Annotated in this window: 34 protein-coding genes; 27 read left to right on the forward strand and 7 right to left on the reverse strand. The window is 49.0% G+C overall.

All coding sequences use genetic code 11. The features are described 5' to 3' along the window. The first annotated feature begins 12 nt into the window (after positions 1-12). The 7 genes from ACSFE6_RS04715 to ACSFE6_RS04745 all read left to right on the forward strand — a co-directional run bounded on the left by ACSFE6_RS04715 (position 13) and on the right by ACSFE6_RS04745 (position 5,128). Positions 13-267: a hypothetical protein gene (locus ACSFE6_RS04715; protein WP_435426496.1), complete on the forward strand. Its 255-nt coding sequence runs from the start codon at positions 13-15 to the stop codon at positions 265-267. Then, complete coding sequence (locus ACSFE6_RS04720) at positions 268-969, forward strand: hypothetical protein (protein WP_435426497.1); 702 nt, start codon at positions 268-270, stop codon at positions 967-969. A gap of 14 nt (positions 970-983) precedes the next feature. Then, positions 984-1,391: a hypothetical protein gene (locus ACSFE6_RS04725; RefSeq protein ID WP_435426498.1), complete on the forward strand. Its 408-nt coding sequence runs from the start codon at positions 984-986 to the stop codon at positions 1,389-1,391. Between the two features lie 17 nt (positions 1,392-1,408). After that, the gene (locus tag ACSFE6_RS04730; RefSeq protein WP_435426499.1) at positions 1,409-1,795 is read left to right on the forward strand and encodes a hypothetical protein; all 387 of its coding nucleotides are present in this window, start codon (positions 1,409-1,411) and stop codon (positions 1,793-1,795) included. 205 nt (positions 1,796-2,000) lie between these two features. After that, positions 2,001-2,441, forward strand: a complete 441-nt coding sequence (locus ACSFE6_RS04735) for a hypothetical protein (protein WP_435426500.1) — start codon at positions 2,001-2,003, stop codon at positions 2,439-2,441. Between the two features lie 298 nt (positions 2,442-2,739). Further along, a complete protein-coding gene (locus ACSFE6_RS04740) occupies positions 2,740-3,480 on the forward strand; it encodes a phage baseplate protein (RefSeq protein ID WP_435426501.1) in 741 nt (246 codons plus the stop codon). Between the two features lie 454 nt (positions 3,481-3,934). After that, a complete protein-coding gene (locus ACSFE6_RS04745) occupies positions 3,935-5,128 on the forward strand; it encodes a hypothetical protein (protein WP_435426502.1) in 1,194 nt (397 codons plus the stop codon). Between the two features lie 660 nt (positions 5,129-5,788). Here ACSFE6_RS04745 and ACSFE6_RS04750 read toward each other — a convergent pair. Continuing rightward, a complete protein-coding gene (locus ACSFE6_RS04750; protein ID WP_435426503.1) occupies positions 5,789-6,697 on the reverse strand; it encodes an abortive infection family protein in 909 nt (302 codons plus the stop codon). A 1,496-nt stretch (positions 6,698-8,193) separates the two neighbouring features. On the opposite strand from ACSFE6_RS04750, the gene ACSFE6_RS04755 reads away from it, so the two are divergent. The 18 genes from ACSFE6_RS04755 to ACSFE6_RS04840 all read left to right on the forward strand — a co-directional run bounded on the left by ACSFE6_RS04755 (position 8,194) and on the right by ACSFE6_RS04840 (position 19,477). Then, the gene (locus ACSFE6_RS04755) at positions 8,194-8,373 is read left to right on the forward strand and encodes a hypothetical protein (RefSeq protein ID WP_435426504.1); all 180 of its coding nucleotides are present in this window, start codon (positions 8,194-8,196) and stop codon (positions 8,371-8,373) included. Then, the gene (locus ACSFE6_RS04760; protein WP_435426505.1) at positions 8,374-8,589 is read left to right on the forward strand and encodes a hypothetical protein; all 216 of its coding nucleotides are present in this window, start codon (positions 8,374-8,376) and stop codon (positions 8,587-8,589) included. It begins immediately after the preceding gene. A gap of 39 nt (positions 8,590-8,628) precedes the next feature. Continuing rightward, positions 8,629-9,126 carry a hypothetical protein gene (locus tag ACSFE6_RS04765; protein ID WP_435426506.1) on the forward strand — a complete coding sequence of 166 codons (498 nt, stop codon included), beginning with the start codon at positions 8,629-8,631 and terminating at the stop codon, positions 9,124-9,126. Then, complete coding sequence (locus tag ACSFE6_RS04770; protein WP_435426507.1) at positions 9,123-9,377, forward strand: hypothetical protein; 255 nt, start codon at positions 9,123-9,125, stop codon at positions 9,375-9,377. The genes ACSFE6_RS04765 and ACSFE6_RS04770 overlap by 4 nt, the downstream gene beginning before the upstream one ends. 142 nt (positions 9,378-9,519) lie before the next feature. Further along, complete coding sequence (locus ACSFE6_RS04775; protein ID WP_435426508.1) at positions 9,520-9,957, forward strand: hypothetical protein; 438 nt, start codon at positions 9,520-9,522, stop codon at positions 9,955-9,957. Positions 9,958-10,051: 94 nt separating this feature from the next. After that, positions 10,052-10,522, forward strand: coding sequence for a hypothetical protein (locus tag ACSFE6_RS04780; protein WP_435426509.1), 471 nt, complete (start codon positions 10,052-10,054; stop codon positions 10,520-10,522). A 24-nt stretch (positions 10,523-10,546) separates the two neighbouring features. Then, positions 10,547-10,834 (forward strand): hypothetical protein, encoded by a 288-nt coding sequence (locus tag ACSFE6_RS04785; protein WP_435426510.1) that lies wholly within the window; start codon positions 10,547-10,549, stop codon positions 10,832-10,834. Further along, a complete protein-coding gene (locus tag ACSFE6_RS04790; RefSeq protein ID WP_435426511.1) occupies positions 10,834-11,310 on the forward strand; it encodes a DUF7375 domain-containing protein in 477 nt (158 codons plus the stop codon). The genes ACSFE6_RS04785 and ACSFE6_RS04790 overlap by 1 nt, the downstream gene beginning before the upstream one ends. A gap of 29 nt (positions 11,311-11,339) precedes the next feature. Further along, positions 11,340-13,640 carry a hypothetical protein gene (locus tag ACSFE6_RS04795; protein ID WP_435426512.1) on the forward strand — a complete coding sequence of 767 codons (2,301 nt, stop codon included), beginning with the start codon at positions 11,340-11,342 and terminating at the stop codon, positions 13,638-13,640. Beyond that, on the forward strand, positions 13,637-13,984 hold the full coding sequence (locus tag ACSFE6_RS04800; RefSeq protein ID WP_435426513.1) for a hypothetical protein: 348 nt from the start codon (positions 13,637-13,639) through the stop codon (positions 13,982-13,984). The genes ACSFE6_RS04795 and ACSFE6_RS04800 overlap by 4 nt, the downstream gene beginning before the upstream one ends. Further along, a complete protein-coding gene (locus tag ACSFE6_RS04805) occupies positions 13,981-14,292 on the forward strand; it encodes a hypothetical protein (RefSeq protein WP_435426514.1) in 312 nt (103 codons plus the stop codon). The genes ACSFE6_RS04800 and ACSFE6_RS04805 overlap by 4 nt, the downstream gene beginning before the upstream one ends. Before the next feature lie 59 nt (positions 14,293-14,351). After that, positions 14,352-15,074 carry a Gp138 family membrane-puncturing spike protein gene (locus ACSFE6_RS04810; protein ID WP_435426515.1) on the forward strand — a complete coding sequence of 241 codons (723 nt, stop codon included), beginning with the start codon at positions 14,352-14,354 and terminating at the stop codon, positions 15,072-15,074. Between the two features lie 19 nt (positions 15,075-15,093). Then, positions 15,094-15,324 (forward strand): hypothetical protein, encoded by a 231-nt coding sequence (locus ACSFE6_RS04815; protein ID WP_435426516.1) that lies wholly within the window; start codon positions 15,094-15,096, stop codon positions 15,322-15,324. A gap of 974 nt (positions 15,325-16,298) precedes the next feature. Beyond that, the gene (locus tag ACSFE6_RS04820; RefSeq protein ID WP_435426517.1) at positions 16,299-16,997 is read left to right on the forward strand and encodes a recombinase family protein; all 699 of its coding nucleotides are present in this window, start codon (positions 16,299-16,301) and stop codon (positions 16,995-16,997) included. Positions 16,998-17,304: 307 nt separating this feature from the next. Continuing rightward, positions 17,305-17,943, forward strand: a complete 639-nt coding sequence (locus ACSFE6_RS04825) for a hypothetical protein (protein ID WP_435426518.1) — start codon at positions 17,305-17,307, stop codon at positions 17,941-17,943. Between the two features lie 76 nt (positions 17,944-18,019). After that, positions 18,020-18,244 (forward strand): hypothetical protein, encoded by a 225-nt coding sequence (locus tag ACSFE6_RS04830; protein ID WP_435426519.1) that lies wholly within the window; start codon positions 18,020-18,022, stop codon positions 18,242-18,244. Positions 18,245-18,249: 5 nt separating this feature from the next. Continuing rightward, positions 18,250-18,960 (forward strand): hypothetical protein, encoded by a 711-nt coding sequence (locus ACSFE6_RS04835; RefSeq protein ID WP_435426520.1) that lies wholly within the window; start codon positions 18,250-18,252, stop codon positions 18,958-18,960. A 70-nt stretch (positions 18,961-19,030) separates the two neighbouring features. Then, on the forward strand, positions 19,031-19,477 hold the full coding sequence (locus ACSFE6_RS04840; RefSeq protein ID WP_435426521.1) for a hypothetical protein: 447 nt from the start codon (positions 19,031-19,033) through the stop codon (positions 19,475-19,477). A 275-nt stretch (positions 19,478-19,752) separates the two neighbouring features. Here ACSFE6_RS04840 and ACSFE6_RS04845 read toward each other — a convergent pair whose 3' ends face one another. After that, the gene (locus tag ACSFE6_RS04845) at positions 19,753-20,055 is read right to left on the reverse strand and encodes a hypothetical protein (protein ID WP_435426522.1); all 303 of its coding nucleotides are present in this window, start codon (positions 20,053-20,055) and stop codon (positions 19,753-19,755) included. A 46-nt stretch (positions 20,056-20,101) separates the two neighbouring features. Between ACSFE6_RS04845 and ACSFE6_RS04850 the strand changes: the two genes are divergently transcribed. Further along, a complete protein-coding gene (locus ACSFE6_RS04850; protein WP_435426523.1) occupies positions 20,102-20,755 on the forward strand; it encodes a hypothetical protein in 654 nt (217 codons plus the stop codon). 66 nt (positions 20,756-20,821) lie between these two features. Here ACSFE6_RS04850 and ACSFE6_RS04855 read toward each other — a convergent pair whose 3' ends face one another. From ACSFE6_RS04855 to ACSFE6_RS04870, 4 genes are all read right to left on the reverse strand, one after another. Continuing rightward, positions 20,822-21,745 carry an alpha/beta fold hydrolase gene (locus tag ACSFE6_RS04855; protein WP_435426524.1) on the reverse strand — a complete coding sequence of 308 codons (924 nt, stop codon included), beginning with the start codon at positions 21,743-21,745 and terminating at the stop codon, positions 20,822-20,824. Positions 21,746-21,828: 83 nt separating this feature from the next. Then, on the reverse strand, positions 21,829-22,263 hold the full coding sequence (locus ACSFE6_RS04860) for a YqaA family protein (RefSeq protein ID WP_435426579.1): 435 nt from the start codon (positions 22,261-22,263) through the stop codon (positions 21,829-21,831). Beyond that, on the reverse strand, positions 22,263-22,709 hold the full coding sequence (locus ACSFE6_RS04865) for a DUF411 domain-containing protein (RefSeq protein ID WP_435426525.1): 447 nt from the start codon (positions 22,707-22,709) through the stop codon (positions 22,263-22,265). Before ACSFE6_RS04865 ends, ACSFE6_RS04860 begins: the two co-directional genes overlap by 1 nt. Positions 22,710-22,920: 211 nt before the next feature. After that, positions 22,921-23,058, reverse strand: coding sequence for a hypothetical protein (locus ACSFE6_RS04870; protein WP_435426526.1), 138 nt, complete (start codon positions 23,056-23,058; stop codon positions 22,921-22,923). Between the two features lie 157 nt (positions 23,059-23,215). On the opposite strand from ACSFE6_RS04870, the gene ACSFE6_RS04875 reads away from it, so the two are divergent. Further along, a complete protein-coding gene (locus tag ACSFE6_RS04875) occupies positions 23,216-23,404 on the forward strand; it encodes a hypothetical protein (RefSeq protein ID WP_435426527.1) in 189 nt (62 codons plus the stop codon). A gap of 132 nt (positions 23,405-23,536) precedes the next feature. On the opposite strand, the gene ACSFE6_RS04880 is transcribed toward ACSFE6_RS04875, so the two are convergent. Next, positions 23,537-23,905 carry a fe2+ zn2+ uptake regulation protein gene (locus ACSFE6_RS04880; RefSeq protein ID WP_435426528.1) on the reverse strand — a complete coding sequence of 123 codons (369 nt, stop codon included), beginning with the start codon at positions 23,903-23,905 and terminating at the stop codon, positions 23,537-23,539. Positions 23,906-23,907 lie beyond the last annotated feature (2 nt).

A 23,907-nucleotide genomic window follows, 5' to 3' on the forward strand; every position in this document is an offset into this window, starting at 1 on the left:
AAGGAAATTTAAATGACTATCAACAATCGATGCCTAGTTGCATCTGCTGCTGTTGGCGAGTTGTTGAGTGTCGTCACCACTACGGAACGCTCACTCTCTCGCTATTTCAACGATGTAGGCTATTTGGGGATGCACTGCGTCTTTGATGACATTGCAAACCAGATGGTGACATCGCTGGAATACAGCCTACAAGAAGTGAAGCGTCTCATTGCAGAGACTCAAGAACGTTTGAAGTATTCCCCTGATGAAATGATGGGGGAAGAATAAATGCCACGCAAGACAAAAATTATCACACTTCGTGATACAACATATTCAATCTATCATATGGACTCTGTGACAGGCAGCACGATACTACAGAATTTGCAAGAAGCTATCTGTGCATACACCGTAGGGTTTGAGAACTCTGTATTGGAGTTTAAATGGAATCAAAGAAAACGCCAGATTATGCTTGCTGGCTGGTTCATGCACTTTGGAAAGCTCATCGACGCTATCACAGCTCCTTTGTATGCGAAGGGTGCACCAAAGCTATCAGTTGATGAATACGCCAGTGCAGAGAATGATTTGATTGAAACAACAATCAACAGCTTCTTGGAAGGTGTGACCGTTGACGGTAAACAAGTGAACATGTGCGAGCACTTCGAAGGCAAGCATGATGTTCTAGCTTCTCTGTTGGTGTATGTGTTCATCCATAACTTCTTGGCTGTCTACACGAAGAAGCGATTCCAAATACCAGAGAATTACGATAGCGGAGTTACGAAGCCTTTGAGCGTAGAGCGTCAAGAAGTGACGTATTCACAATCCGCTCTTGTATACACGGTCTTGCAAGCAAAGGCTGCGTCATATTACGAACTTCAAACATTCTTCAATACAGAGGAAATCTACGACCTATATGAGAATGTTTGCAGAGATAGCTTCGAGCAAAACGAATATCAGAAGCAAGCACAGAAGGAAGCCGAACAGAAACGATAATCACAGGAGACAATATGTCGATCCATAAATCATTCGCCGCCCACATTGATGGGTTGCACAACGCTGGACTAGCAACAGTTATGTACACACTGGCAGGGCGAATCGACATGCCCCGTCTGTGCCGTTCATTCAATATGTTCATCCAACGCAAACACCCCGGCATCACTGGACATCACTTCTTCTGGTTCAAAACAGAAGAGGGTGTGGTCATTAGTTATGCTGGAAACTCCTTTTTGCTTGAAGCTGTAGACCAGTTCATGACCAAAGCTATAAAGCTTGGAATTGTTGGGAGTGCAACACTCGACTACAGCGGACGTAGCAAAAGGGCTTTCATGGCGCTTCTTGATGAACGTCTCACACAGTACACCCCGATTGCTAACATCCGATCCTTTGGAGGCACGCACCACAACGCGGGGAAATGAAACAAGGAATCACCCACATGCCAACACAACACAACAATTATCACGGGATGTATGCGTTTATAGCCGCTCTGTTGTTCTTCGTTGCTATTGCATTTGCTCACTTCAATACGAAGAGTCAAGTGCAAGACGCTACTATTGCAGTTCAAGATTCGACAAAAGTATACGTGCAGCAGCAACAAGACATTCTGCTAGATCGTGTTGAGAAGAGAATCAATGTTTCTATCGACGCTCTACGAGCTGAACAGGCTCGCACAAACGATCTTGTGTCGCAGGTCACTCAATTGATTGGCGAGAGGCTAATTGAACCATCGTCAACGTCTACACGAGCTACTAGCAATGGCAACACATCATCTAGCACATCTAGCGTGGTGAATACGCCTTCTACGACGCTACAGACTCGCTGATAAAACTTTCTAATGCACCAACATAAGGAAACACAAAATGAACTGCCCATGCTGTAGGCAACTAGTGCAAATATCACACCTTATGGGCTATTGCTCCTATGCGTGTCTAGGCCGTCACGATGACTGGAAACAACGCCCTAAAAATCCAAAGTTGGTAGAGCGCCAAACCCGTGTGACGTAGTACGCAACAAACCGAGATACACACATGCTCAAACTCAACATGAACAAACTCAAGGCTGTCAAAAGACGATTGAAATCTTTAGATGGCACAAAACTTCAAGTGGGGTTCTTTGCAGAAGATAGATATGATGATACGGGTATTCCTGTAGCTGAAGTAGCCATGTTCAACGAATTTGGTACATATCGGAGTCCTGCAAGACCCTTCATGAATGACACCTTTGAATCTAGCTACGCAAAGACAGCAATCAAGCATGGCTTGACGGAAGTTTTCAAGGCTGCGATCAAAGGGCAAGCAATGCAGCACAAGCTACGCCAGCTCGGGGAACGTCTTGTAGAAATCATGCAAGCCACTATTGACGCTTATCCGGGTAGCAAAAGTGCTGCAACAATCCTTCGCAAAGGATTCAATGACCCGTTGTATGACACGGGAAAAATGATTGAGTCTGTGAAGTTCCAAATAGCCTGATCGTGCAAAGCCGGACGCGGTAGAACACATCATGGGCGAATCACTGACGAGTGATTTTCTCAAGGGCGCACAGCTACACAATCGCTTCACTCTGAAACATCCCCGCAACACAACGTCTTCCAGTGCATACGCCATTACAGAATAGCTGTGAGGCTCTACAAGCCGCTGTGAGGCGATCTACACCATAAAGTCTCCCTTTGTATCACCAAAACACTCCATGTGGCTAATACGGCCCCACAGGAGCCCGCGTGTCACGTTGTGGAGGCTTTCCCATATTCCCATTACAGGACACATAAGAATGACATATGCAATTCGTAGAGAGAACGGAGACGTTCTATGGTTTGACGCCATCACGGAAATTACAGAAGAGTACACCGCTACAGTCTCCAAACACCCGCTATCGCGTGGAAGCTATGTGAGCGACCACACCACAGTGGACAACAAGAAATTCAGTATCAGAGCTGTACTGTCTGACGCTGACTTCAACCTCAATCGTCCAGATGACGAAGGATGGCGAAGCGTTACAGAGAAGCAGTTCACAAACGATACACAGACAACAAAGCCTGTGGTTGTCACAACTGGTGGTGCCAAGTGGCGTAGCTTCTTGCCAGAAGTTGTATCGCAGTTCACAGCCAACGCAATCCCAACAGTTACTGTAACTCCCCAAACCAAAGTGAAAACAGCCCACGCTGTTCGGTTGGACTTGATCTATCTCCTAGAGAGCCGTGAATCATTTACTCTCGTTGAATACAACACCAATCTGGTGTCCCGTACATGGGATAGTGTTGTGATGACAAATCTTTTTTTCACAGAAGATGCAGATACAGGGGAGGGCTTGTTTCCAAACATGCAGATGGAACAAGTGGTTTACACAGATCAGCTAGCTATCTCTATCGCAGTGCGAAACAACAAAGGACGCCAGAACGGAGTCACCACGAAGAAGGGCACAAAGCCCGGCGATAATGCAGGAAAAGAGAAGACATCTAATGCAACAAAGAGCGCAGCAGATGTTAACCCATACGCCTATCAATCGCGATGATGCACACATGTGTGATTGGTGATGTGAAAGAGGGAGAGCCTACATGGTTGCTCCCTTTTTATTCGCCTGTAGAAAACAGCAAAGTATTTCACATATTTATCTGCTTGCCTATTGACAGCTAGAGATTGTGTAGTACCATATTTATGTAGGAACTGAAACAGTTTTCTACACGCTTTCACCCTCTGAAAGCAGTCGCCATCCCCGGTGACATAAGCAACACAAATCAAACATCCCATACGACACCACACCAGCCAATCAGGAGATTCATTCATGTCGCCTAACAAAACGTGTGTCTGCAAAGTTTGTGGTTCTGTTCGTTCCTTTAAGAAAGTGACGGCCACATGTTCCCGCGTTTGCAAAGACATCTATCTGGCTCGCCTACAGGCAGAAGCCGAAGCAACAACATCTGCAACATCCCCAATCCAATCCGCTATCCATTCAGGAGCCAAAAGCCATGACACAGACCGTACAAAAGACTAAAACCGCTGCTACCCAAATCCGTTGCTCCCTGAAAGCCGAAGGTTGCAAAGGCAGATTCCGCCAAACACGCAAAACAGACAAATACTGCTCATCCTGCAAACTGAAAGCTCACAATGTACGCCGCCGCGCCACCACAGAAACAACAATCCCTCGCTCAAACCACTTCTGCCAAACTCTGATCGATGAAGCTATCCGTGCTGGCTCCCTTGAAGTGTTCACCCATCTGAAAGGCAACGCCAAAGCCCTTGAAGACACATACAAGGTCGTCACGGCTCGTATGAGAGCCAATATCGTCGCTGGCGTGAACAGCTACCATGTTTGCCATGTCGCCCCTGTAGCACACCCAACACGCCTTGGGACATTCGACGCTACAAATATCTTTGTTGGATCGTCTGAGAAGAACAAGGCCGCAGCGCTGACAGCGACAGGAAGCGGGACATTCATTGCAAAAGCTTCCTTGAACCCATTGAACGATGTTGCCGGTGATGCTGGACGTTCAATCACGCTCGACAGAATCATTGCCTATATTGGAGAAGCAACATTCAAAACTTTCGTGAAGAAAGTGAAGTTGAAAGACTCCGTGCGTGTCACCACTCTAGCCAAGCTAGAAGCTCTTGTTGAAGTCGATAATCCAGAACACAACAAGTATGTTGTTCTGCTGCTCAACAAGCGTGCAACAACTCAAGACCTTTCAAATGCGCTCATTGAGCTTTCTGGCAGGATTCCTTTCAAGCCTTCCTTCTCTCGTGTATCAGAAGCAAATATGCTTGTTGCTGAGTTTGTGCGTCATGCTGAATTCCGTGAAGAGCTTCAATTCCTGCTCCCACATATCGCTGTAGCCGTCTACAAGCACGATAGTAGCCGCCTCGCTGTAACTCTGGGTGATGATGATGTTCAATGCCTCTTCGACCTCCTGCAAGGTCTGGACGCTGGTGTAATGGAAGCCGCCGTAGGTGAGTTGATCTACACCCTGCATGGTCAAGAACGTCAAGTTGCACACAAAGCTGCTACAAATCCTGTGGTTGAATACCACGCTCCAGTCTTTACAAATGACGAAGACTTCGATGCTTGGCTGATGGGAACATATGTTGATGCTCCTGTTTATCCTTCGTGCAGAGCATTGAAAAAGGACCCAAGCGATCTTTCATACCTCAACCCACCGTTCTAATCGCTACGCACATTCCCGTTTCAAATCCCACATGCGAAACAATTCCAACTCGTCCTGTGTGCATTCTCGTGCATGGGACATTCTCAATGCACCACCAACTATCAGGAGATAGATAAATGACATTCACACTTCAAGGCAACAAACATAGAACAATCTACTTTGACCCACAGCCCGTTCCTTTCCGCTGGTCAACCAACAAAAAGAATATCGTCAAGCTGCTATTGGCGGACGATGTACCAGAGACAGGGTACAGCGCCTCTCACATTGCGTCTGAGCTTGATCTAGACCTACCGAACACACTACGTGCCCTTGACTCTCTCACAGGCGCTGGTGTGCTTGTGGAGCAGCTACAGGAGCTATTGGTGCAACGCGATCCAGATGCAGAGCCATACGTGCAGAAGCGCCCACACTACAGCCTAACCTGATCGTCTCGCAGAGACTCCACACAGCCCGCCTTGAGCGGGCTTCTTTCGTTCCCTTGGAAGGCACATTACACCAGTCCACCCCAATGGCTACGGGGATATATCGTGCACGGTATACAGGTTTGTATATCGAATCCGGTATTAGGGTCGCATTATATAAAGGGACTCCCCAGCGGGGAATCCAGCTCCAAGCAAAGGCACTCCAAGAAAACCATCACACCTTCGCCCTGGGCCACCACTATTCGGGTTTCTGCTCACCCTGTACGACCTTTTCAGTCTGTTTTAGTACGAACGCTGAACCAGCCCCGGAAAGATGATTAACGAGCTGCGCTAGCACTGGGGTAGGCGGGGTGTATCCAGCGTTTTTGCCATGAGCGGTGCTGCTAGAGTTCCTGAGAGTGCCGATTCCGTGGAAGATCGTGCTGATACCTTTCAAGGATTGTAAAGACCCTTCATCTAGACAGCCCGCCCCACGAAGCTTCTTCACAACGCGGGAAGTGAGCCCCTGCACCGCATCGCCTTCATACCCGGTGTCCCCGAGCTGCTTGAGACAGGTTTTCATGACTGTTTCCGCATGTGAGCAACTGCGAGCGATTGAATCCTCTGGATCGACCTCTACAGCCTTCTGCGCCTTCTGCCAAGACTCAAGCAAAGTAGGGTGCTGCTCAAAATGTTGTTCAAGGTCCGCGTCAATCGCCGCTTTTTCCGCAGCCACGTATTCGGTTAGCCGCTCGTTCGTGTTGGTGATGGTGTCGTGTTCTGCTTCTAGCTGGCTTGAAATATTGTCTATGAGCGATTCCAGAACCACCGGTCTACTCAACAAAACCTGCCATTCGGGACTAATTTCTTTAAGGGAATATTCGTTCCAATCTGGCTCCGGCCATCCGTCCTCGTATTTTTCGGTTCTCACTATCAGTTTCGATCCGTCGAACGCTAACCAACCAGTCGTAGTGCCAGCTCTGTCACTTTCTTCATAGAACCAGCTTTCCAACATCACGCTGTTGCTCGTGCCGTAGCAGCCCAGCTCTCCCATTGAGTCCACTAGTTTCTTCTCAAGGGCTTCGAGCTTTTCGAGTAGCAACCGACGTTCATTTTTTAGTTTCGTGGTTAGGGACGCCAGTCGTGATAACCCATCGTTGTTCGCCATGATTTCTCTCGTCCGTTAATCAAAGCCGACTTTTTACAGCAGCTCACCGAAAATCTCGACAGAGCAGATGACCGAGAACGCCTAACTAGGTGTAGAAGTTGTATGTTGTCATAGTATCCATGCGTGGCTACAGCCCACGTCGTTCAAGGCTTACAGAGGAATTGCACCCTCAAAAAGTGTGACACCCACACCGTTGTTCAAGGTTGCAGATGGTTGTCCCTTTAGCCAAAGGCAAGAGGGTATACGCTTCCTTCTGCCGAAGGCGACATAGAACAATCTGTAGAGTGTATGACCATATATTTTTATTTATTGAATACCCTCTGTAACTGGTAGCTTCACAGGCGGAACGCCTAGCAGCTCACAAGCGTTTGTAGGGCACACGTTCATAGACTCCCAACGTGAGTGCGGATGCACAAGCAGAACGCCTTGCAGGCGCTCTCAAGAGGGTTCACAAACATCATGGTTTGCAGGGGTTGTAGAGCGTGAGTAGTTTTATAGGTCGTTCGCACATATGAATAAAGCTTCAATGGTCCGACCATAAAACATACATGAAAATCAACACGTACGACTGTATGTCGTTCTATGTGCAATCAGCGTCATGGTGTATGAAATTGATGTCGAAAAAGTTGACAAAAACGACATATAGTTGTTGACGTATTACATGTTATGGTTTATAATGATAGTAGAAGGTAGAGGAGCTTTTCATATGTTCTTTTCCTCCCTGCGATTGTCAAATTAGCTGTTCGGGTGATACCCCATTTCCCTGATCCCAACTCTTTCCGTGAAGATGCTCACACACGGACAACTTCTCGAACATGCATTCTTGCAGTGAACCTTTTATTAGTCTGAATGGATTGCAAGATGCACGTGGGTGGAGAATACATTCTCTGTCCGACAATGGTGAACTAGTCCGCGTCATTGTCACATATTCAAATGAAGGCATAGTGAATCAGAGCATTCATTATGTTGACTCAAGGGTTTCAGGATACCCTCCATACCAGTCCCCGGCGCTGTGAGTCGATCAGCCGGGACCTATTCGAAACAAACATCTGAAAGAACATCGTTGAGAGACTTCAATGTCTCCCCAAGCTTCCGCCTATATGGGCGGTTTCTTTGTACTCGGATTTTGTTCCGCAACACCTCAACCCCCAAACACCCCCCAACACTTCAAACATACCCTGATACCAGAAGGAGCCTTTATCGTGGCCGCTGTCATGCGTCAATGCAAACATTGTGGAACTTGGTTCCCATCTAAAACATCACGAGCAATCTACTGTCCCGCTCCTGCTTCGTGCAGAACGTTGGCAGCTCGTGCAAAGAAACGAAAACTTGTTGATCTATCCATCAACGAAGCAAATGTAGAACACACGCTGTAAACCCTCCCGTAATTCCCACAAAGAGAGAACACAAATGATTTACACACTTATCGCACTCACAGCAGTTGGTTGCCTGTCCGCTGGATTTATCTTCGGTTACATCTTCGGAGGGCGCACAGAATGAATGAACCACTTACAGACACTGAATGGTGCAAAGCCTTTCTAGCCACACTAGACGAAGATGGAAATGAAACACATCAGACAATGATCTTCGTTGCAAATAACCGTTATCCAGATGACAACGAAGACGACAACATTGACCAATACTTTTCTGTCCGCCCATATGAAGGAGTGATTTAAATGTCTATTCGATACACACCATCCAGTGCACGAGAAATCAGCGACTACACGAAAGGTTCGAAGCCTTTACCGAAGCTGTCGCAAGAAGATCAAACCTGCTTTGACTTTTTCAACGCGGAGCAAGCTGTGAAGTTGAAAGCAAAACTTCTGGCCCTGTACCACAACACGGAGCCAGACGACAAACAAACAAAACCATACGCCGACTTGGCAATCTAAACCAATAACATCCCACACAACATAGAAGGAAAACATAACATGACTACAGACACACGTTTCAACCAAACCACCCTAGACGACATTATCGCCAACAGCATCACTCGTTACAACGGATCATCTGTAGATGTCTACGCTCTTCCGTCTATACGCGCTACAGCCGCTGCTGTTGAGTTGTTCGTTCTTGGACTGGAACCAACTTTTGCTCGCCGTGATGAACTGTTTGCAGAAGGCTACACACATAGTCCAATCGCTGTATCTCAAGTTGGGACAGGTTTCCGTTTCTACATGCTTAAACCAGTTGCAGAGCGTGAAGCAGATATCGCAGCCTTGAAGGTGCAAGCCGAAGTTGACTACCGCAAACAAGTAGAAGCCAACGCCCATAAAGCAGCAGAGAAAGAAGCAGCCGAAGAACAGGTAGCAATTGAAGCAGAAGTACAAGCCGCTCTTGCAGCAGAGCAAGCAGAACGTGTTGCAGCTATCCGTGCACGTATCTTGGGTGAGAAGCAAACAGCAACCAAACAGCGTGCAGCCAAATGATTATCAATGGACTGCGAAACGAATGTGTTGAAAACCGCTATCACATTGGTAGCTGGCGTTGGACATTGATGGAGAGCCTAAAGGCTCTTCATGTGATTGATGATCCTCGTGAAGAGATTTTCAAATTGAAGTTCTTGAAGGATATGGAAGACGCTACATGTGACAACGATATTGTTGTCGCTGTGAAGCGATATTGCTACGACATTGAGAACTTCCGTAGCCCATTCTGCATTGAAGATATTGCAGCATGAGCTATTACGAAGACGATACACCAGACAGCCGACATACACGCCGTACAGAACGACGCAAACAACGACATACAGACAAGCAGCGAGACGAAGAGAAGGACTCCCGCCGTGAATCAAAATACAAATGAATAAAGGAAACACATAAATGGCAAATGCACCAACAGCCGACACCCTTATCACACGTGCAGCAAGACGCTCACGTAAAGCTCTACCATCGCTTGAACTATATCTGTCAGCAGCTATTCAAGCTAACTTCCCTGATGAACACATTGAAGTGGTGACACAGCTCATTGAGGAAATGAAAGCTCTAGTTCCATTGGAAGGCGTGAAATTCGAAACACCAAAACGAGTTCCCGGTCCTGTTCCTGCTCATCGTGCGAAGACATCAGACTACACACGTGCAATCTTCCTCGCGACAGTTCCCAAGAAGCCACGCAAAAAGCGTTCAATCATTCCAAAGGTGATTGCCAAGATCACAATGGAAGACTTCACACAGAAGCGCCAGCTTGAAGCATCCGAAGCCGTCACAATTACAGATGAAGGTTCGTTGATTACATTCGATCTAGTTGGATTGTCAGCTTAAAACAATAGGGGAGTGCAATGCTCCCTTCGAAGCAATTTCCCAAACACAAATAAATCCCCGTCTATCTAGATAATCCATCACAGGAGATACACCCATGTGCAATGACTACCAACTAGCAACAATCACTCGCCTCATTGATGGCGTTCCAAGCGGCCAACACCACATCATCATGGATTTGGTTCTACGCAACCAAGTAGATGCAGCAGAGAATGTTTCTGTTGAACTGGCTAAAGCAGCAACCCTGCAAGAAGACACAATGCAAGCTTTCCTGATTGCTCAAGAAGAAACAAAAGATGCTGTTGAGCATCAAGCTCAAGCATCCCGAAACTTCGTTGTTGCCCGTGCAGAAGCATCGGCACTGACAGAACAACTTGAAGCTTCGAAGTATGAATATCACTGCCTGTCTGAAATGAATGCAGCTTTTCAAACTCGTGTTATGCAGATGGAAACAGAGATTGCATCACTGCACTACCTCCTTTCTGCTGCCAGTGATGCTCTAGATTCCGCTGAGATTGCTACTGCTCTCGCTATTGAGCTTGTAGATAGTGTTCCAACATCCAACTAATCAAAAAGAAAAGAGATAAAGACAATGACAATCGGATTTAATGAAATTGCACGCCGTCGTGCAGTTATCCAGAAAAGCGACATTACAGCGACTGACGATGGAATCAACAAGATCGTCCTAGCATCCATCGGCATGACAGCTAGTGAGTTTGACGCTGTGGTGTTTCAGGCGAAAGTAGATGACGTTATTCAGAAAGCCTATGAACAACTTGAACAGACAGCTTCTGTAGAAAAAATAGTGCCAGAAACAAAGTCAACATTTGACATCACTGTAAACATTCTCAAAGCCAAATACGTTAAAGGGACGAAGTGATGACAGAACAATGTGAACAACTCCAACTAGATGAACATGGCAAGGTCAAGATGACACGTGCACAGCTTCAATTCTTCCACGCATTCGCTGAACAGGCTGTACGTTCTAGTTTGGCTGGGATGAATGATCCAGAGTTTGTAGAGGAATTGATTGCACAAGCAGACTTCAAAGACTACGGCAAGCGTCTTGGCGAGTCCATTTTATCCACTGTCAGCTACTCCGATGTGAAGGCTGTAGACAAGTTCATGAACAGTGAACAGTTTGTAAATGTGATGGATGCTCTTGCAGTAGCTGTAGATTCAATTCCAGTCACACAAAATGACGTAGCCAATGCACTGTTTGCAACTGCTGTCGTAGCTGCTTCCATGACGCCAGAGCCAGAAGCCCCAGTAGAACCGGAATCAGGAAAAGAAGTGGAAGAAGAAGCTCCAGTAGTTGGACGCCTGCACGCTCTCCTGCACACAGAAAAAGAATAACGAGAACTCCCATACGAGGATAAACAAACATGATTGAAGAGAGCGTAGTACAGCTCACGGGCGATATTGATATTCGTGTTGATACTCGCCCCATTGACAGACTAGAACACAAACTACGTGCGTTGATGCGTCTCAGTGATGCATTTGGACGCAAATTGAGCAAGAACCTATCTCCTGATGGGCGTGCTTTGAATAAACTTGCACAACAGAAGAAAGCAGAGTTTGCAACACAGATGCAGGCATCTAAATTCACTCTTGCAACACAACAGCAACAAGCCAAGTTGAACACGCTGCAAACAAAGCAAGCACTCGAACAAGCCAAGTTGAAGAAAGCAGAGCAAGCATCTGCAATCGCTGCTGCAACAGCCAAACGCAAAGCAGACGCTGACAACATCAGAGCCCAAGGAGCTTTGCTACAGAACAAGATGAAGAGTCTTCGACTGTCAGACCTTGAGGAACGAATCAAAGCCCGTCAACTACGTGCAGAACGTCTTCTACGTGCAAAAACACCTCAAGCCCGTACAGGATTCCGTAACCCTTTCCATGGTGGCGGTGGGACAGGGCGTGGTGGGTATTCCCGCCTCTCTGGTGGCCTCTCTGGTCACGCTGGACGCATGGCATATAACAGCGGTGGCTTCGGTGGTAGACGCTCGTACAGCACCTCAAGCCGTCCTAGCAGCGCTGGTGGTGGTGCCAGCCTTGGTATTGGAGCTGGTGCAAGTTTCGGTGGTCTAGCTACGGCTGCAACAGGGGCTGCTGTCGCTATCGCTGCAATGACTGCTGCTGCATACAAGTTTGTTTCAGAAGCAGAGAAGGCAGATAACGCGAAACAGCTCCGCAACGCACAATTCAAAGCGGCCTCTGGCAGTGAAGAGGGTGCGAAGCGCATGGAGGCTCGTTATCAGGAGCTTTCAAATTTCCTGGGGCTGGATGCAAACGAAGGTGGCCGTGATTATGGGAAGTTGACAGGCGCTCTTGCAAAGCGAATGGGTGTTGATCAGTCCGAGAAGACAGCCGAAGGCATTATGTCGTATGGCAAAGCTCAAGGTATGACCGGCGAAGAGATGAAGAATTTGAACCGTGGTCTGTTGCAGGCTCTCGGTAAGAACCAATTGTATGCAGAAGAATGGACAGGACAGATTGCAGAACACCTTGGGGCAAATGCCAACCAGTTCGGTGCAGAAGCATATCAGAAGGCAATCGGTGGGAAACTGACAGGTCAAGCCGCTGCTGATCAATTCATGAAAGATCGTAAAGATGGAAAGATCAAAGGTGACGTTCTAGTTTCGTTCATGAAGCAACTCGGAATCATTCTAGGGCAACACGCTAACGATGGTGGTGCATTGGATGTTGCAAGACAGTCCCAAGAATCCCGCAAGAATCGAATCAGTAACCAAATGTCAGAAAACCTGACGCACGCATATGGCGCAAGTGGTTTGAAAGAAGCTACAGGGCCGCTGTATGAGTCTATTGGTCAACTGCTCAAATCTCTGGGGCCGCAGTTCGATAGTTTCGCCAAAGGTTCTACAGAATTTGTAAATGGTCTAACGTCCGCTACGAAGTCTCTTATCAAATTCATTGATGTGATGAACGGCACAAACGATGCGGCCAAGCAAGAAAAAGAAGGCTATGTCAGCAAAGATTCTCAAGAGCGTTATTCAAAAGCATCTGAACAGTTTGATAAAGACTTTGGGAAGCTTGGCGATATTCTCGGAAAGATTTGGAGTGATATTTCTGGCACCAAAGAAGGTGAAGGTGCATTTGATGGGTTGGCTAACTTCTGGTCTAGCACACTGACAGAACTTGCTTTCATCGCTCGTGGATTGAATCAGATTGTTGATGCTCTCTTGTGGGTTGCCAAGCAATTTGGATACGAAGTTTCATATCCTCAAACACCTTTGAAGACTGAACCGGGTGCAGGAGTTCGTCCGATCCAGCCGGGAGAGAAGAGGCCAACTACCTCAGTTCAACACTTTATGCAGGTGCCACAGAAGTCGCAAGAACCAAACTCCACAGTTCCTGCACAGCCTCTTGTAGTTCCAATGACTCCAAGTCTCATTCCTCCTTCAACAAAGGCACAGATGGGATTCATGAAGTATTCGCCTGCTATCAACCCTCCTGCAATTCAGCCAGCAGCAGTGACCAACACAACTACTGTGACAAACACTGTGACTGTGCAATCTCCAAACATCACGATTGAAGGTAGCACGCACTCTCCTGAAGAGATTGCAAAGGCCATGAGTCTTGAGTTTGCACAAATCACACAGAAGCAACTTGAAGACACATTCAGTAGTGCAGCAGCTCAACAAACAAACAGGTACGGACAATGACAATTCCCCACATTGATAGAGTAATGAGTGTCAGTGTGTGGGGTTGGCTTCTTGCAGCATGTTTTGTGGTGATGATGTTCTGTGTCTATATGGCATTTGATGCACACATAACTCTCAACAAATACCAGAGTGAAAGAGAACAGGACATGTCTCGCTATCGTGCAGAGTTGGTGCAAGCACTGGATAGACAGAGCGAGGCATTGAAGGCGCGAATTGATAGCAGCAGTACACAGCTCAAGCAATATGTGGACATTCAAGTTCCTTTGCAAATGAAGAACTATGTCCCTCCCATCACCAACATTCGCAACAGTGCCAATGCGCATGGAGAAGTGAGACAACAATGAATTATGAAATTCGAGAAGCGTACAGAGAAGATGTTGTATCTGCTGACATTCTTCATGTTCTCAACTACCACGCTAAACACATCACAGGCGTTCAACGCATAGACCTTGCAAGCGCTCTAGCGGCTCTTGTGGGGAGCCTTGGTGGTGACACTACGCAACGTATAGGCTCACTCTCTATCGAAGCTCCTGTAGCTCCTCAAAGAGCAAGAGATAGCTGGGTGAAGAGAGTAGCCACACCAGACATTCCGCACAACCCATTCACAGTTCCAAACGATGCTCCAAAACACATCAGCTTGATAGCCAACTGACATAAATCAGATTGACATTTCTCAAGAGGGAACGCCAATAACATAGAAGGAAAATAGATATGCCTGACATTCTTGGAATGATCAACAATCAAATCAGAGCAGAGAACCACGCCGCAGAACAATGCTTCTTGGCTCGTGTCACTGGTGTGGATATGAACAATCTCACAGTTAATGTGCAGATGCTCACACTACGCTATGACGCCGACGGAGACACAGAAGACGATGTACCTGTGTTGGGCGTTCCTCTCGTTATGCCATCAAGCTCAACATCCGCTATCACATTTCCTGTGCAAGTTGGTGATGTTGTTGTCTGCGTAGTGAGTAGTTCATCAATCGACAATTTCAAAATCTCCAATGGTCAGCAGATGTTGCCAACAGAAGTGAATGACTATCGTCGATTCAACGCACAAGACGCTATTGCATTTCCGTACAGCAAACGAGCAAACAACACGCAATACACTTTCCCTCATGATCCAAATGATGTGTCCATCACGCACAACATCGGAACAGGGAACGAATGCACGGTTGTCTTGAAGGCAGACGGCAACGTCGAAGTGGCTAGTCCGTTCACTGTCAAAGTGAAAGCCAAAGATATTGAGCTGGAAGCGGACAACAGTCTTTCTTTGAAAGCACAGACAATGACAATCAATGTCCCGAACACAACATGGACAGGAAACTACGCGATGACCGGAGAAGCCACATTCAACGGGATTCCTTTCAGTACACACAAACACACTGGCGTCACGCCGGGAAGTGGAACCACAGCAACGCCTGTTGCATAAACAATCAAGGAACAAATCAATGAACTATCCAGCTACAACAACACAGAAGACAACATTCCCTCACTTCGCCTTTGAGCCAATGCCGTTCAATGCAACAGCCGTCTACCTCTCCAATCGGTTTGGGCCGGATGTCTTGGCAAATAGTCCAATGGTGCAGCACGTACAGATGTGCGTATCCCATGGCTATACAGAAGGGATGACAGACAGGGAAGTCCTGTCGATTTGGGGATACAGCCCGTTGCCGAACTGATAGAGCCCGCCAGAGTGCGGGCTTTGTCGTATCTAGGCATTGCTCATTGGTTCTGTTGCAGCAACGCTGCTGTGGTAAACCTCTACGAGTTGTATACCCATTTTGCCTTCGGCTAAAGGATTGTCTTTCTTCTGGATGCTTTCATCTGTGCAATGTGTACCATCGTACATAGTTATACTATTACACTTTTAGTTTATTGATTTGTGTATCTCTGGTGGGTGATGGTATTTGCAATGCTGTGGGAACTTGACATGCCTCAACAGTTACAGGGGTTGTGTCAAATGATGGGGCAGAAGGAAGTGCTTTGTCTGTTAGGCAAATTGAAATTGCTCCTGCCAACACATATTTTCATTTTCTTGCACGGAATGTGTGAAAGTCAATGTGTATTGCACATGTCAAGATATATCAGCAATCTTTACACAGGAAATGGTTCTCATTTGGAATTCATGTGATATGCGAAGGGCTTCTGTTGATGTGCAGGAAGGTCGGTCGAACAGGGTGCTGTAGGTGTAATAGTTGTATGTCGTCATAGTCCATAAATCGGCCTACAGGCCACGTAATACAAGGCTTTCAGTCTCACCGGCGTGTGACACTTTGAGGGTGCAAATAGCCCTTTAGCCGGAGGCAAGAGGGTATCCATCATGGCTACGCCGAAGGGGTACATTCCTTGGGAGCCCCAAGGGAGTCAGCTCTCTATAGAGGTTTTCAATAAATAAAATATATGGGGATGACTTCTATAGGAGCTATCTACTGGCGAGCGGAGCGATAGTACGCACACCTGCATAGGAACTCTTTCTACGAACTGCCCAAAACGCATAATAGATTTGACAACCCCTCTAGAGTCTGAAACGCATTTTATGGAATGTGACATTTGTCATTCCGTATGAGAGGTGTCATAGCGTTTGATATGTAATGTGTGTCTGTGTAGAATGTGAATCACAGAGGCTGCATGTCATTTGATTGGGAGTGGTGAAATGGACGTTGTTGCATACATCCGTGTGAGTACAGGCAAACAGGAAGCAAGCGGACTCGGCCTAGAAGCTCAAATGAGCTACATCACCACAGCAGCCAAGCAGCAGGGTTGGAATGTCGTCTCTGTATTCTCCGAAGCTCTATCAGGCTCTGTAGCTCCCCTAGACAGACCAGCATTCACCCAAGCCCTTGCAAGCGGGTTGACCATCGTTGTAGCCAAGCTAGACCGTCTCTCTCGTGATGTGGAACACATTGCAGGCTTGATGAAGCGTGTACAGTTCAAAGTGGCCACCATGCCACAGGCCGATAACTTCCAATTGCATTTGTTCGCAGCTCTGGCAGAGCAGGAGAGGGTGTTCATTCGGTCACGCATCAAAGACGCCTTGCAGGCTCTACAGGAGCGTGCAGACAGTGGCTGTGTTGAGAGTCAACAGAAGATCGAACGTCGCACAGCGGGGCTTGTAGCAGCTCGTGCAAACAAAGATGTATCAGCAGCATCTAATGCAATCACAGCAAAGGTTGATGCACACCGGGAAGCCATCCTTCCTCATGTACAAGCGTGTCTATACACAGGCTGCAAGACGCTACAGAGCCTCGCTGATTGCCTCAACAGCAAAGGACAGAAGACTTCTCGTGGTGGCGAGTGGAACCCTACAACAGTACGTCGGTTGATGCTGGCTCTTCACCTTTCTTTCTCCTGATGGTGCTTGAGGGGAGAGAATGTATGGGGTGCCACACCTTATTATGGAATTAAGACAGATTCTCAAGTGGCCCTATGCGTCTTGTTAAACACCTCTCGCGATTTTCTGGAGAAATCTCCAGTTGTCGTTAGGTGCTAGCCATTATTTTCGGGCTGTAATTCTCAAACTCCGCTAAATGTGCCGACTCCAAAAAATCGGCGGGTGAAAATCTCACAGAATTCTCTAGTTGTCGGTAAGCCTGGCTTTAGGTTGGGCACTCTGCCACTCCCGCTCTGGTACAATTTGCCCCTTACACGGGAGGGCATTCATGGATATGAAGGGCAGGTGGGGAAAGGTGATTGGCTGGCCGCTTGCTGTGGCCGCGCTGGTGGGGCAATCGTTTATAGGCTACGTCACAGAGAATGGACAGTTGCCGCCTTGGATGCCCGAAAAGTTAGGTGGGCTCGCTAGCTGGCTCTCCACTGATGTATCCATTCCAGTGTGGTCGCTCGTCCTGATTCTGGTTTGCGTTGGTGCAGTAGGCACACTCTTTTTCAAATTCCAGTCACGCGCTCCGTCAGGTGTGGATGGCCGCCTTGCCGAAACTACGTCACTGTTAGAGGCCAGCTATCAACGTAATTATGGACTCGAAGAATCCAATTCCCTGCTCCAGCAGCAACTGCATGAACTCCGTGAAGCGTCGAAGAAAGAAAAGCTACAAGTTCCAACTCTTTCATTCAAGGTGCTAACGTCTATTGCCATCTTTACTGATGCGGGTATTCAACCGCTACTGTCGCATATTGAAACCTCCGTAGGAGGCAGCAAAGTAGAAGTTCATGGGGCCATTGATATACTGAGTCAACACAAGCTAGTGCAAGAGTATGGAACGAGTCATGGCATGATGTATGATTTCACTCCGAAGGGCCGGGCGTTCTATCTTGAGCAGAAATCTCAAGAGGAAGGGTAGTCCTTCATTTACACACTAACCTTGTGATGGCACGATGCTAGTCTCTACATGGAATACCACAACAGGAGTAATGGGAATGAAGGACATCGTGATTACGGTAGTGGATTTCTTTTCGTGGGTAGGGATCATCATTGCAACGGTGACAGGGTATTACCTCATGAGAGGCAATCTTGAATACCTTGGTGCCCTTATCGGCTTCGCTCTTGGCTGTCTTGGCTCTGGTTTGTGGTTTGTTCTGTCCGCGATCCACCGCAATCTCCAGACCATCCGCGATATTGCCGTCAAACAAGCCAAGGGATGACTTATATGCAGCACCCGTGGAAGCATTCCGTTATAGATGTTTATGCCAATAACAATGGCAACGTGGTGCAAGACTTCCTGTCATTGGTTGTGGAACCTTCTTTTCAAGCCCTAGAGCGTAAACGAGAGGAATTGACCCTTCATCCAGACCCATGCGTCGTAGCGTTTGCAATGATGGATCATCTTGGCCTAGAGCAAAAAACAGCTATGGCCTTCTGTCTCGGTATCCAGTCTCTGTGGGAACAGCAGATTCGCTCATATATGGTTGGCTGCATGCGTGAATTCTTCAAACCACACATGCCAGAAGATCAGGTTGCAGAGAAAATAGAGTTAGCTGAACGAGTGCCTTGGGGTTCTCGTTTCAGTGCTTTGTTCCTTGAGGCGCGAGGGCTTGAGCTGAAAAGCTTTCCCTCGTACACCCAGCTCGAACTGCTCATGACCTTGGGTAACGTCTGCCGTCATGGTGAAGGTGATGCAGCTAGAAAGCTCCGCAAGAGTCATCCAGAGTTGTGGCCTACGTCCTTGCCGCTCCTTGAAGAGCATTTTGGAAATCGCCCTGTATCCGATCTGAGGCTTTCATTTGAACTACTCCGCTCGCTGGTGCATGCAGTTGTATTGTTCTGGCGAGAGCTGGAGCGACATGGGTTGAAGAGTTTCATGCATGATCAATCGGATGATGAGATTGAAGCGCGGCTGTCAAATCATATTCGTGTGTAATCGTTGACGTGTCATATCACATTGCATATGCTATGGCTCATTCTATATGAGTCGTTCAGGAGAGCACAAAATGTCGTATGAGCAACCCGCAGACGTAGTAGTTGACAAGGCGAAAGGCCAGTCTTGGAACAACCAGCATGGTTATGTGCAAACAGAAGCTTCCAAGTGTAACCGGGAAGCTCTGAAAGCTGCCTTTGAAGCATCTGGTGTCAAAGAGCTTCGTACATGGGTGAAGCAGCAGTCTCTTGCAGGCGTTGCTGTCCCTTCCTACCCAACGTGCATGGCTTGGATAAAGGGCAAGGGGGAGAGCACTGGTTCTACAGCGTCTCAGCCGTCAAATGCCAACTCTCGTACAGCCCTCAGTCTGGAACAGGAGTTCAACCGGAAATTCGAAGCTGAAAGACAAGCGGCCTATATCCAGTTTTTGAAAGAGGAAGCAGCTTCTCTACGTGCAAAACTGGCTGCTGTAGAACACGAGATTACCAAGCTGACGAGCGATCCTGTAGTAGAGGGTTGATGATGTTTTCCTACGTGTTCGCGATGTGTGTTGCATCCACTGGGGAGTGTCTCCAGTTGGCTAAACAAGGGAACGACTATCCAACGATGGAAGCGTGTACAGCCGCCCTAATGGTCGATGCTCGTACAATTCGTTTGAAAGATGACATAGTGCCTGTGCTGGGGCCGTGCATGTCTTCTGATGCTGCAAAGGTGATCTCTGATCGGAATGCTCACACCTACAAAGCAAAGTAGTCAGATTGAGCTTGAGAGTCAGGCCACCTTGCGTGGCCTTTTTCATGTCTTGTTGTAGTCACCATACTGGTATCCCATCCGGGCGGTTTCCTGCTCGCTTTGGTGCCTGTACATGTCACTCAACGTCCAGCGTAGTCGGTCGTTTTCGATTTTAAGACCTGCAAGCTCCTTTGAGCTGTCCCGGTACATGACAATCAATCTAGCGATGTCCTTGTGGGCTTTCCGTAAGTTCTGGTGTGTCGTTTCCAGCTCCGCACACAGCAAATCGCATTGGTGCTTCAAAAGCTCAAGGTGCGAGGGCGTCCCAAGTTCAAACCCTGCATCATCGATCAAATCATCATCCATCGTGGCATCACCAGTACTGTATATGCAAACAGTATAGGGATTGTGTGTGTTCTTCAAGCCGGGAGGATGGGCGGAACAGGGCTTTATGCCAGTACAGGCGAATAGTTTGCTAGCATCTGCCCATCAAATGGACATCGGTGAAGAAATGCAGCAAGGTCAAAAATCCATATTGAAATGGGTGGTCAGAGGACTGATGGCGATTGTCGGTACGGTAGTGCTGGCTCCATTTGCGAAATGGGGCGAGGAACAGCTAAACCTGTCGATCTTGAGTCCGCTGATTGATGGGGTGTGGAGCTGGATAAAGAGTGTGGGCAGTTGGCTGGCGAGAGATGTTTCCTTCCCGTTCTGGGTGGTGATGCTCGTGGTTGTATTGATGGTGCTGCTTATGTTGCCAGTTGCGGCGCTGGTATATGCCCGGTTTGAGAAGGTTGAGCCTGATAGCGGTTCGCCCTTAACGGATGACCAAAACCGTGTATTCGTTGTTGTGGGGAATGCGATTCAACAAGGCTATAAGTTTGGGTTCGATGACGTGCGTGAAAGCTCTGGACTGTCCAGAATCGCAACGGAGAGCGCCTTAGAGCACCTCACACTGGTTGGGCTAATTCGTCCTGTCAACGGTTCTTATGGGCGTCGATATGCTGAGCTAACTCCGTTGGGCCGGGAACATTTCCTTGAACTGGAATCCCTCGGAGAGAGCTGAATTACAGAATCCAGATGAAGAACCGCTAAACGAGGAACAGCGTATGGTTTCTAGCGCACGGGGCAGTTAGCACCATGATTGGACGACGTACTCAACACTCGTTGCAATGCTCAAATCATCCCACACGGATAAACGAAAGCCCGCCCCGCAAGCGGGCTTTTCCGTCTCTATAGCTTCAACAATTTCGAGCGTTGACGGCCTATCAGGCTGCTTGTAAGCTAATCCCCACTTCGCCGCATGTTGGGTGAAGATCATGTCGTAGATCAGGGCCGAATTCCACGCGACTTGCGTATGCCCCGGACCTTTGTTCAGGCCCGCAAGCATGTCCACCCAACGATCGAATTCAGGCTTCCAGCGGCCGCCGTAATAGGTGTTGCGTTCGTAGGTGCGGATGCCTTCGGCAGTGAGCTTGAGCTCGCGTTCGTACCATTGATCCACCGTGCGATAAGGCACGCCAAGGGCCTTCCAGTCTTCCAGGCCAATGGGATTGACCAAGGCCAGTTGTTCGACTTGCTCGGGGTATTGCAGGGCATAGCGGGTGGCGAGCATGCCGCCGGTGGAGTGGCCGAGCAGGGTGGCTTTCTGGATGCCGAGGGCCTTGAGCAATTGCTGGGTGTTGCTGGCCAGTTGCTGGAAACTGTATTGATAGTGATCCGGTTTGCTGGAGGTGCAGAAACCGATCTGGTCCGGGGCGATGACCCGGTAACCGGCATCGCTCAGGGCTTTGATGGAGCTGTCCCAGGTCGCGCCGCAAAAGTTCTTGCCGTGCATCAGCACCACACTGCGGCCGTTGGCCTTGCCGCGGGCGGCAACGTCCATGTAGCCCATTTGCAGGGATTGGCCCTGGGATTGGAAAGCGAAATGCTTGACGGTGTAGGGGTATTCGAAGCCTTCGAGCTGTGGTCCGTACGCCGGGCCTTCGGCGGCGATGGCGGGCAGTGCAGCGCCCAGCAGCAAGCCGGGCAGCCAGCGGGTGAGGGGGAGGGGCATGGGTGAACTCCAATGGCAATCCGCCGATGCTGGATCGGCATGATTAGGGCGACATTAAACAGGCAATCGTCGCGCCCATTGGTTCAATCCATCCAACCCAGGGTGGCCAGGGCCAGCACGCCATAACGAGCGCCTTTGGCCAGGGTCACGATCAGCAGGAAACGCCCCAGTGGTTCGCGCATCACGCCGGCGACCAGGGTCAGCGGATCGCCGATCACCGGCAGCCAACTGAGCAGCAGCGACCAGTGCCCATAGCGTTGATAGTGATTCCGGGCTTTTTCCAGATGAGCCGGGCTGACGGGAAACCAGCGTCGATCACGAAAGCGCTCGATGGCGCGCCCCAGCCACCAGTTCACCAGCGAGCCGAGGACATTGCCTAGGGTTGCCACCGCCAGCAGCGACCACAGCCAATACTTGTCGCTGAGCAAGAGGCCGACCAGCACGGCCTCCGATTGCAGGGGCAGCAGCGTCGCGGCACCGAAGGCCGCCAGAAACAAGCCGATATAGGCGCCGACAATCAATGGGCGGGGTAGTCCGCCACGACCACGTCCGTGCCGTCCTTTTTCAGGCCGATCACTTGATAGGCATCGCTCATGCCGTCCATTTCCATGCCGGGCGAGCCCATGGGCATGCCGGGAGCGGCCACGCCCAGCAGGTCATCGCGCTTGCTCAGGGCCAACACCTGATCGGCCGGTACATGGCCTTCGACGAACTTGCCGTTGATCAAGCCGGTATGACAGGACGACAGGCGCGGTGGCACGCCATGTTGTTGCTTGAATTCGCTCATGTTGGCTTCGACATGATCCTCGACCTTGAAACCGTTGGCCTCCAGGTGGCTGATCCATTTCTTGCAGCAGCCGCAATTGGCGTCGCGATGGACTTCGATCGGAATCAGGTCGGCGGCCTGGGCCAGGGAGGACATGAACAGGGCGCTCAAGGCGATCAGACGCAGGTGGGTTCGCATGTCGGAAGTGTCTCGGATTGCGGGTGAAAAGACGCATTCTGACCGGTTTTCCCGGCCAGACCTTCAAGGAGTGTTTCGAATTACTACAAAAGGGGCTGTCCCATGATCGTAGATCAAAGCTGACAGACCGATGAGGGGAGGATTACAAATGTGTCAGGTTGGCCGCTGAGCGCCGGATGAGGCGCTCAGGGGGTTGGATAAGCGAGTGCGGTTAACGATGGTAATAACCCGGTCCGCCCCGTTCGTCGTAATGGTGATCATGGTGCCAGCCGCCGTGGGGGAAAACGATACAGCCGCTCAGGGACAGCAGGGCCAGCAGGGGAATCAGCAGTGTGATTCGACGCAACATTTGAAAATCCTCATGGTTAACGCCGCTATGAAGCCAAAACTCTTCATCGGCTGTAACATGAGACCCCGTTTGCAGCGCGCCATCCCCGAAAAACGGTAGGGGCTTGGCATGCATCCGGATACAAAGCGGATACATTCATCAGTTTCAGGAAAGGCCAATGACCCAGTCGCAACGTTTGAAATATTCCCTTCTGATCGCCCTGGCCGTGTTGGGAATCATGTTTGGTCTGTCGTATTTGCAGAACATCGGGGTGATCAGCGAAAAAGTGTTCCAGTACATCGCCATTGGCGTGGCGGTGGTCGTGGTGGTCATCAATGGCGTGATGCGCCGCAAGGTCAAGCCCTGAGCTGTCCCTATAGTTGATCGCGATTAATTATTTGTGGGAGCGAGCCTGCTCGCGAAAGCGGTGTGTCTTTCACACAATGTTGCCTGACACGGCCCCTTCACGAGCAGGCTCGCTCCGACAGATTCGCGTGCATTAGTGTTGCAATACAGCGGCAGCCCGTGGATCCAGGCTGTAGCTTTTATCCTCGTTGAGCACGATCACGCCTTCGCTGCACAAGCGTTTCAACACTTCGCGCACGCTCAGGAAGGAGATCGGAATGTCCAGCTCCAGCAAATGCGTGTGCACGCCACGAACACCCAGGCTGCGGTCGTTTTCGGCGGCCGTCAGCAACGCGTCGATAACTTTGAGACGAATCAGACTGGTTCGCAGGCCGAAGCTCTTGAGCAGGAAGCGGATCCGCTCGTTGCCGTGGCGCTCGGTAGGCTGGTCGAAAACACCGACCCCAATGGAAGTGCTCTTTGGCGCGATGCTACCGTCCGTTGGCAGTTGCGAGTTGTACATTG

The sequence above is a fragment of the Pseudomonas baetica genome, assembly GCF_051216495.1.
Taxonomy (GTDB): domain Bacteria; phylum Pseudomonadota; class Gammaproteobacteria; order Pseudomonadales; family Pseudomonadaceae; genus Aquipseudomonas; species Aquipseudomonas baetica_B.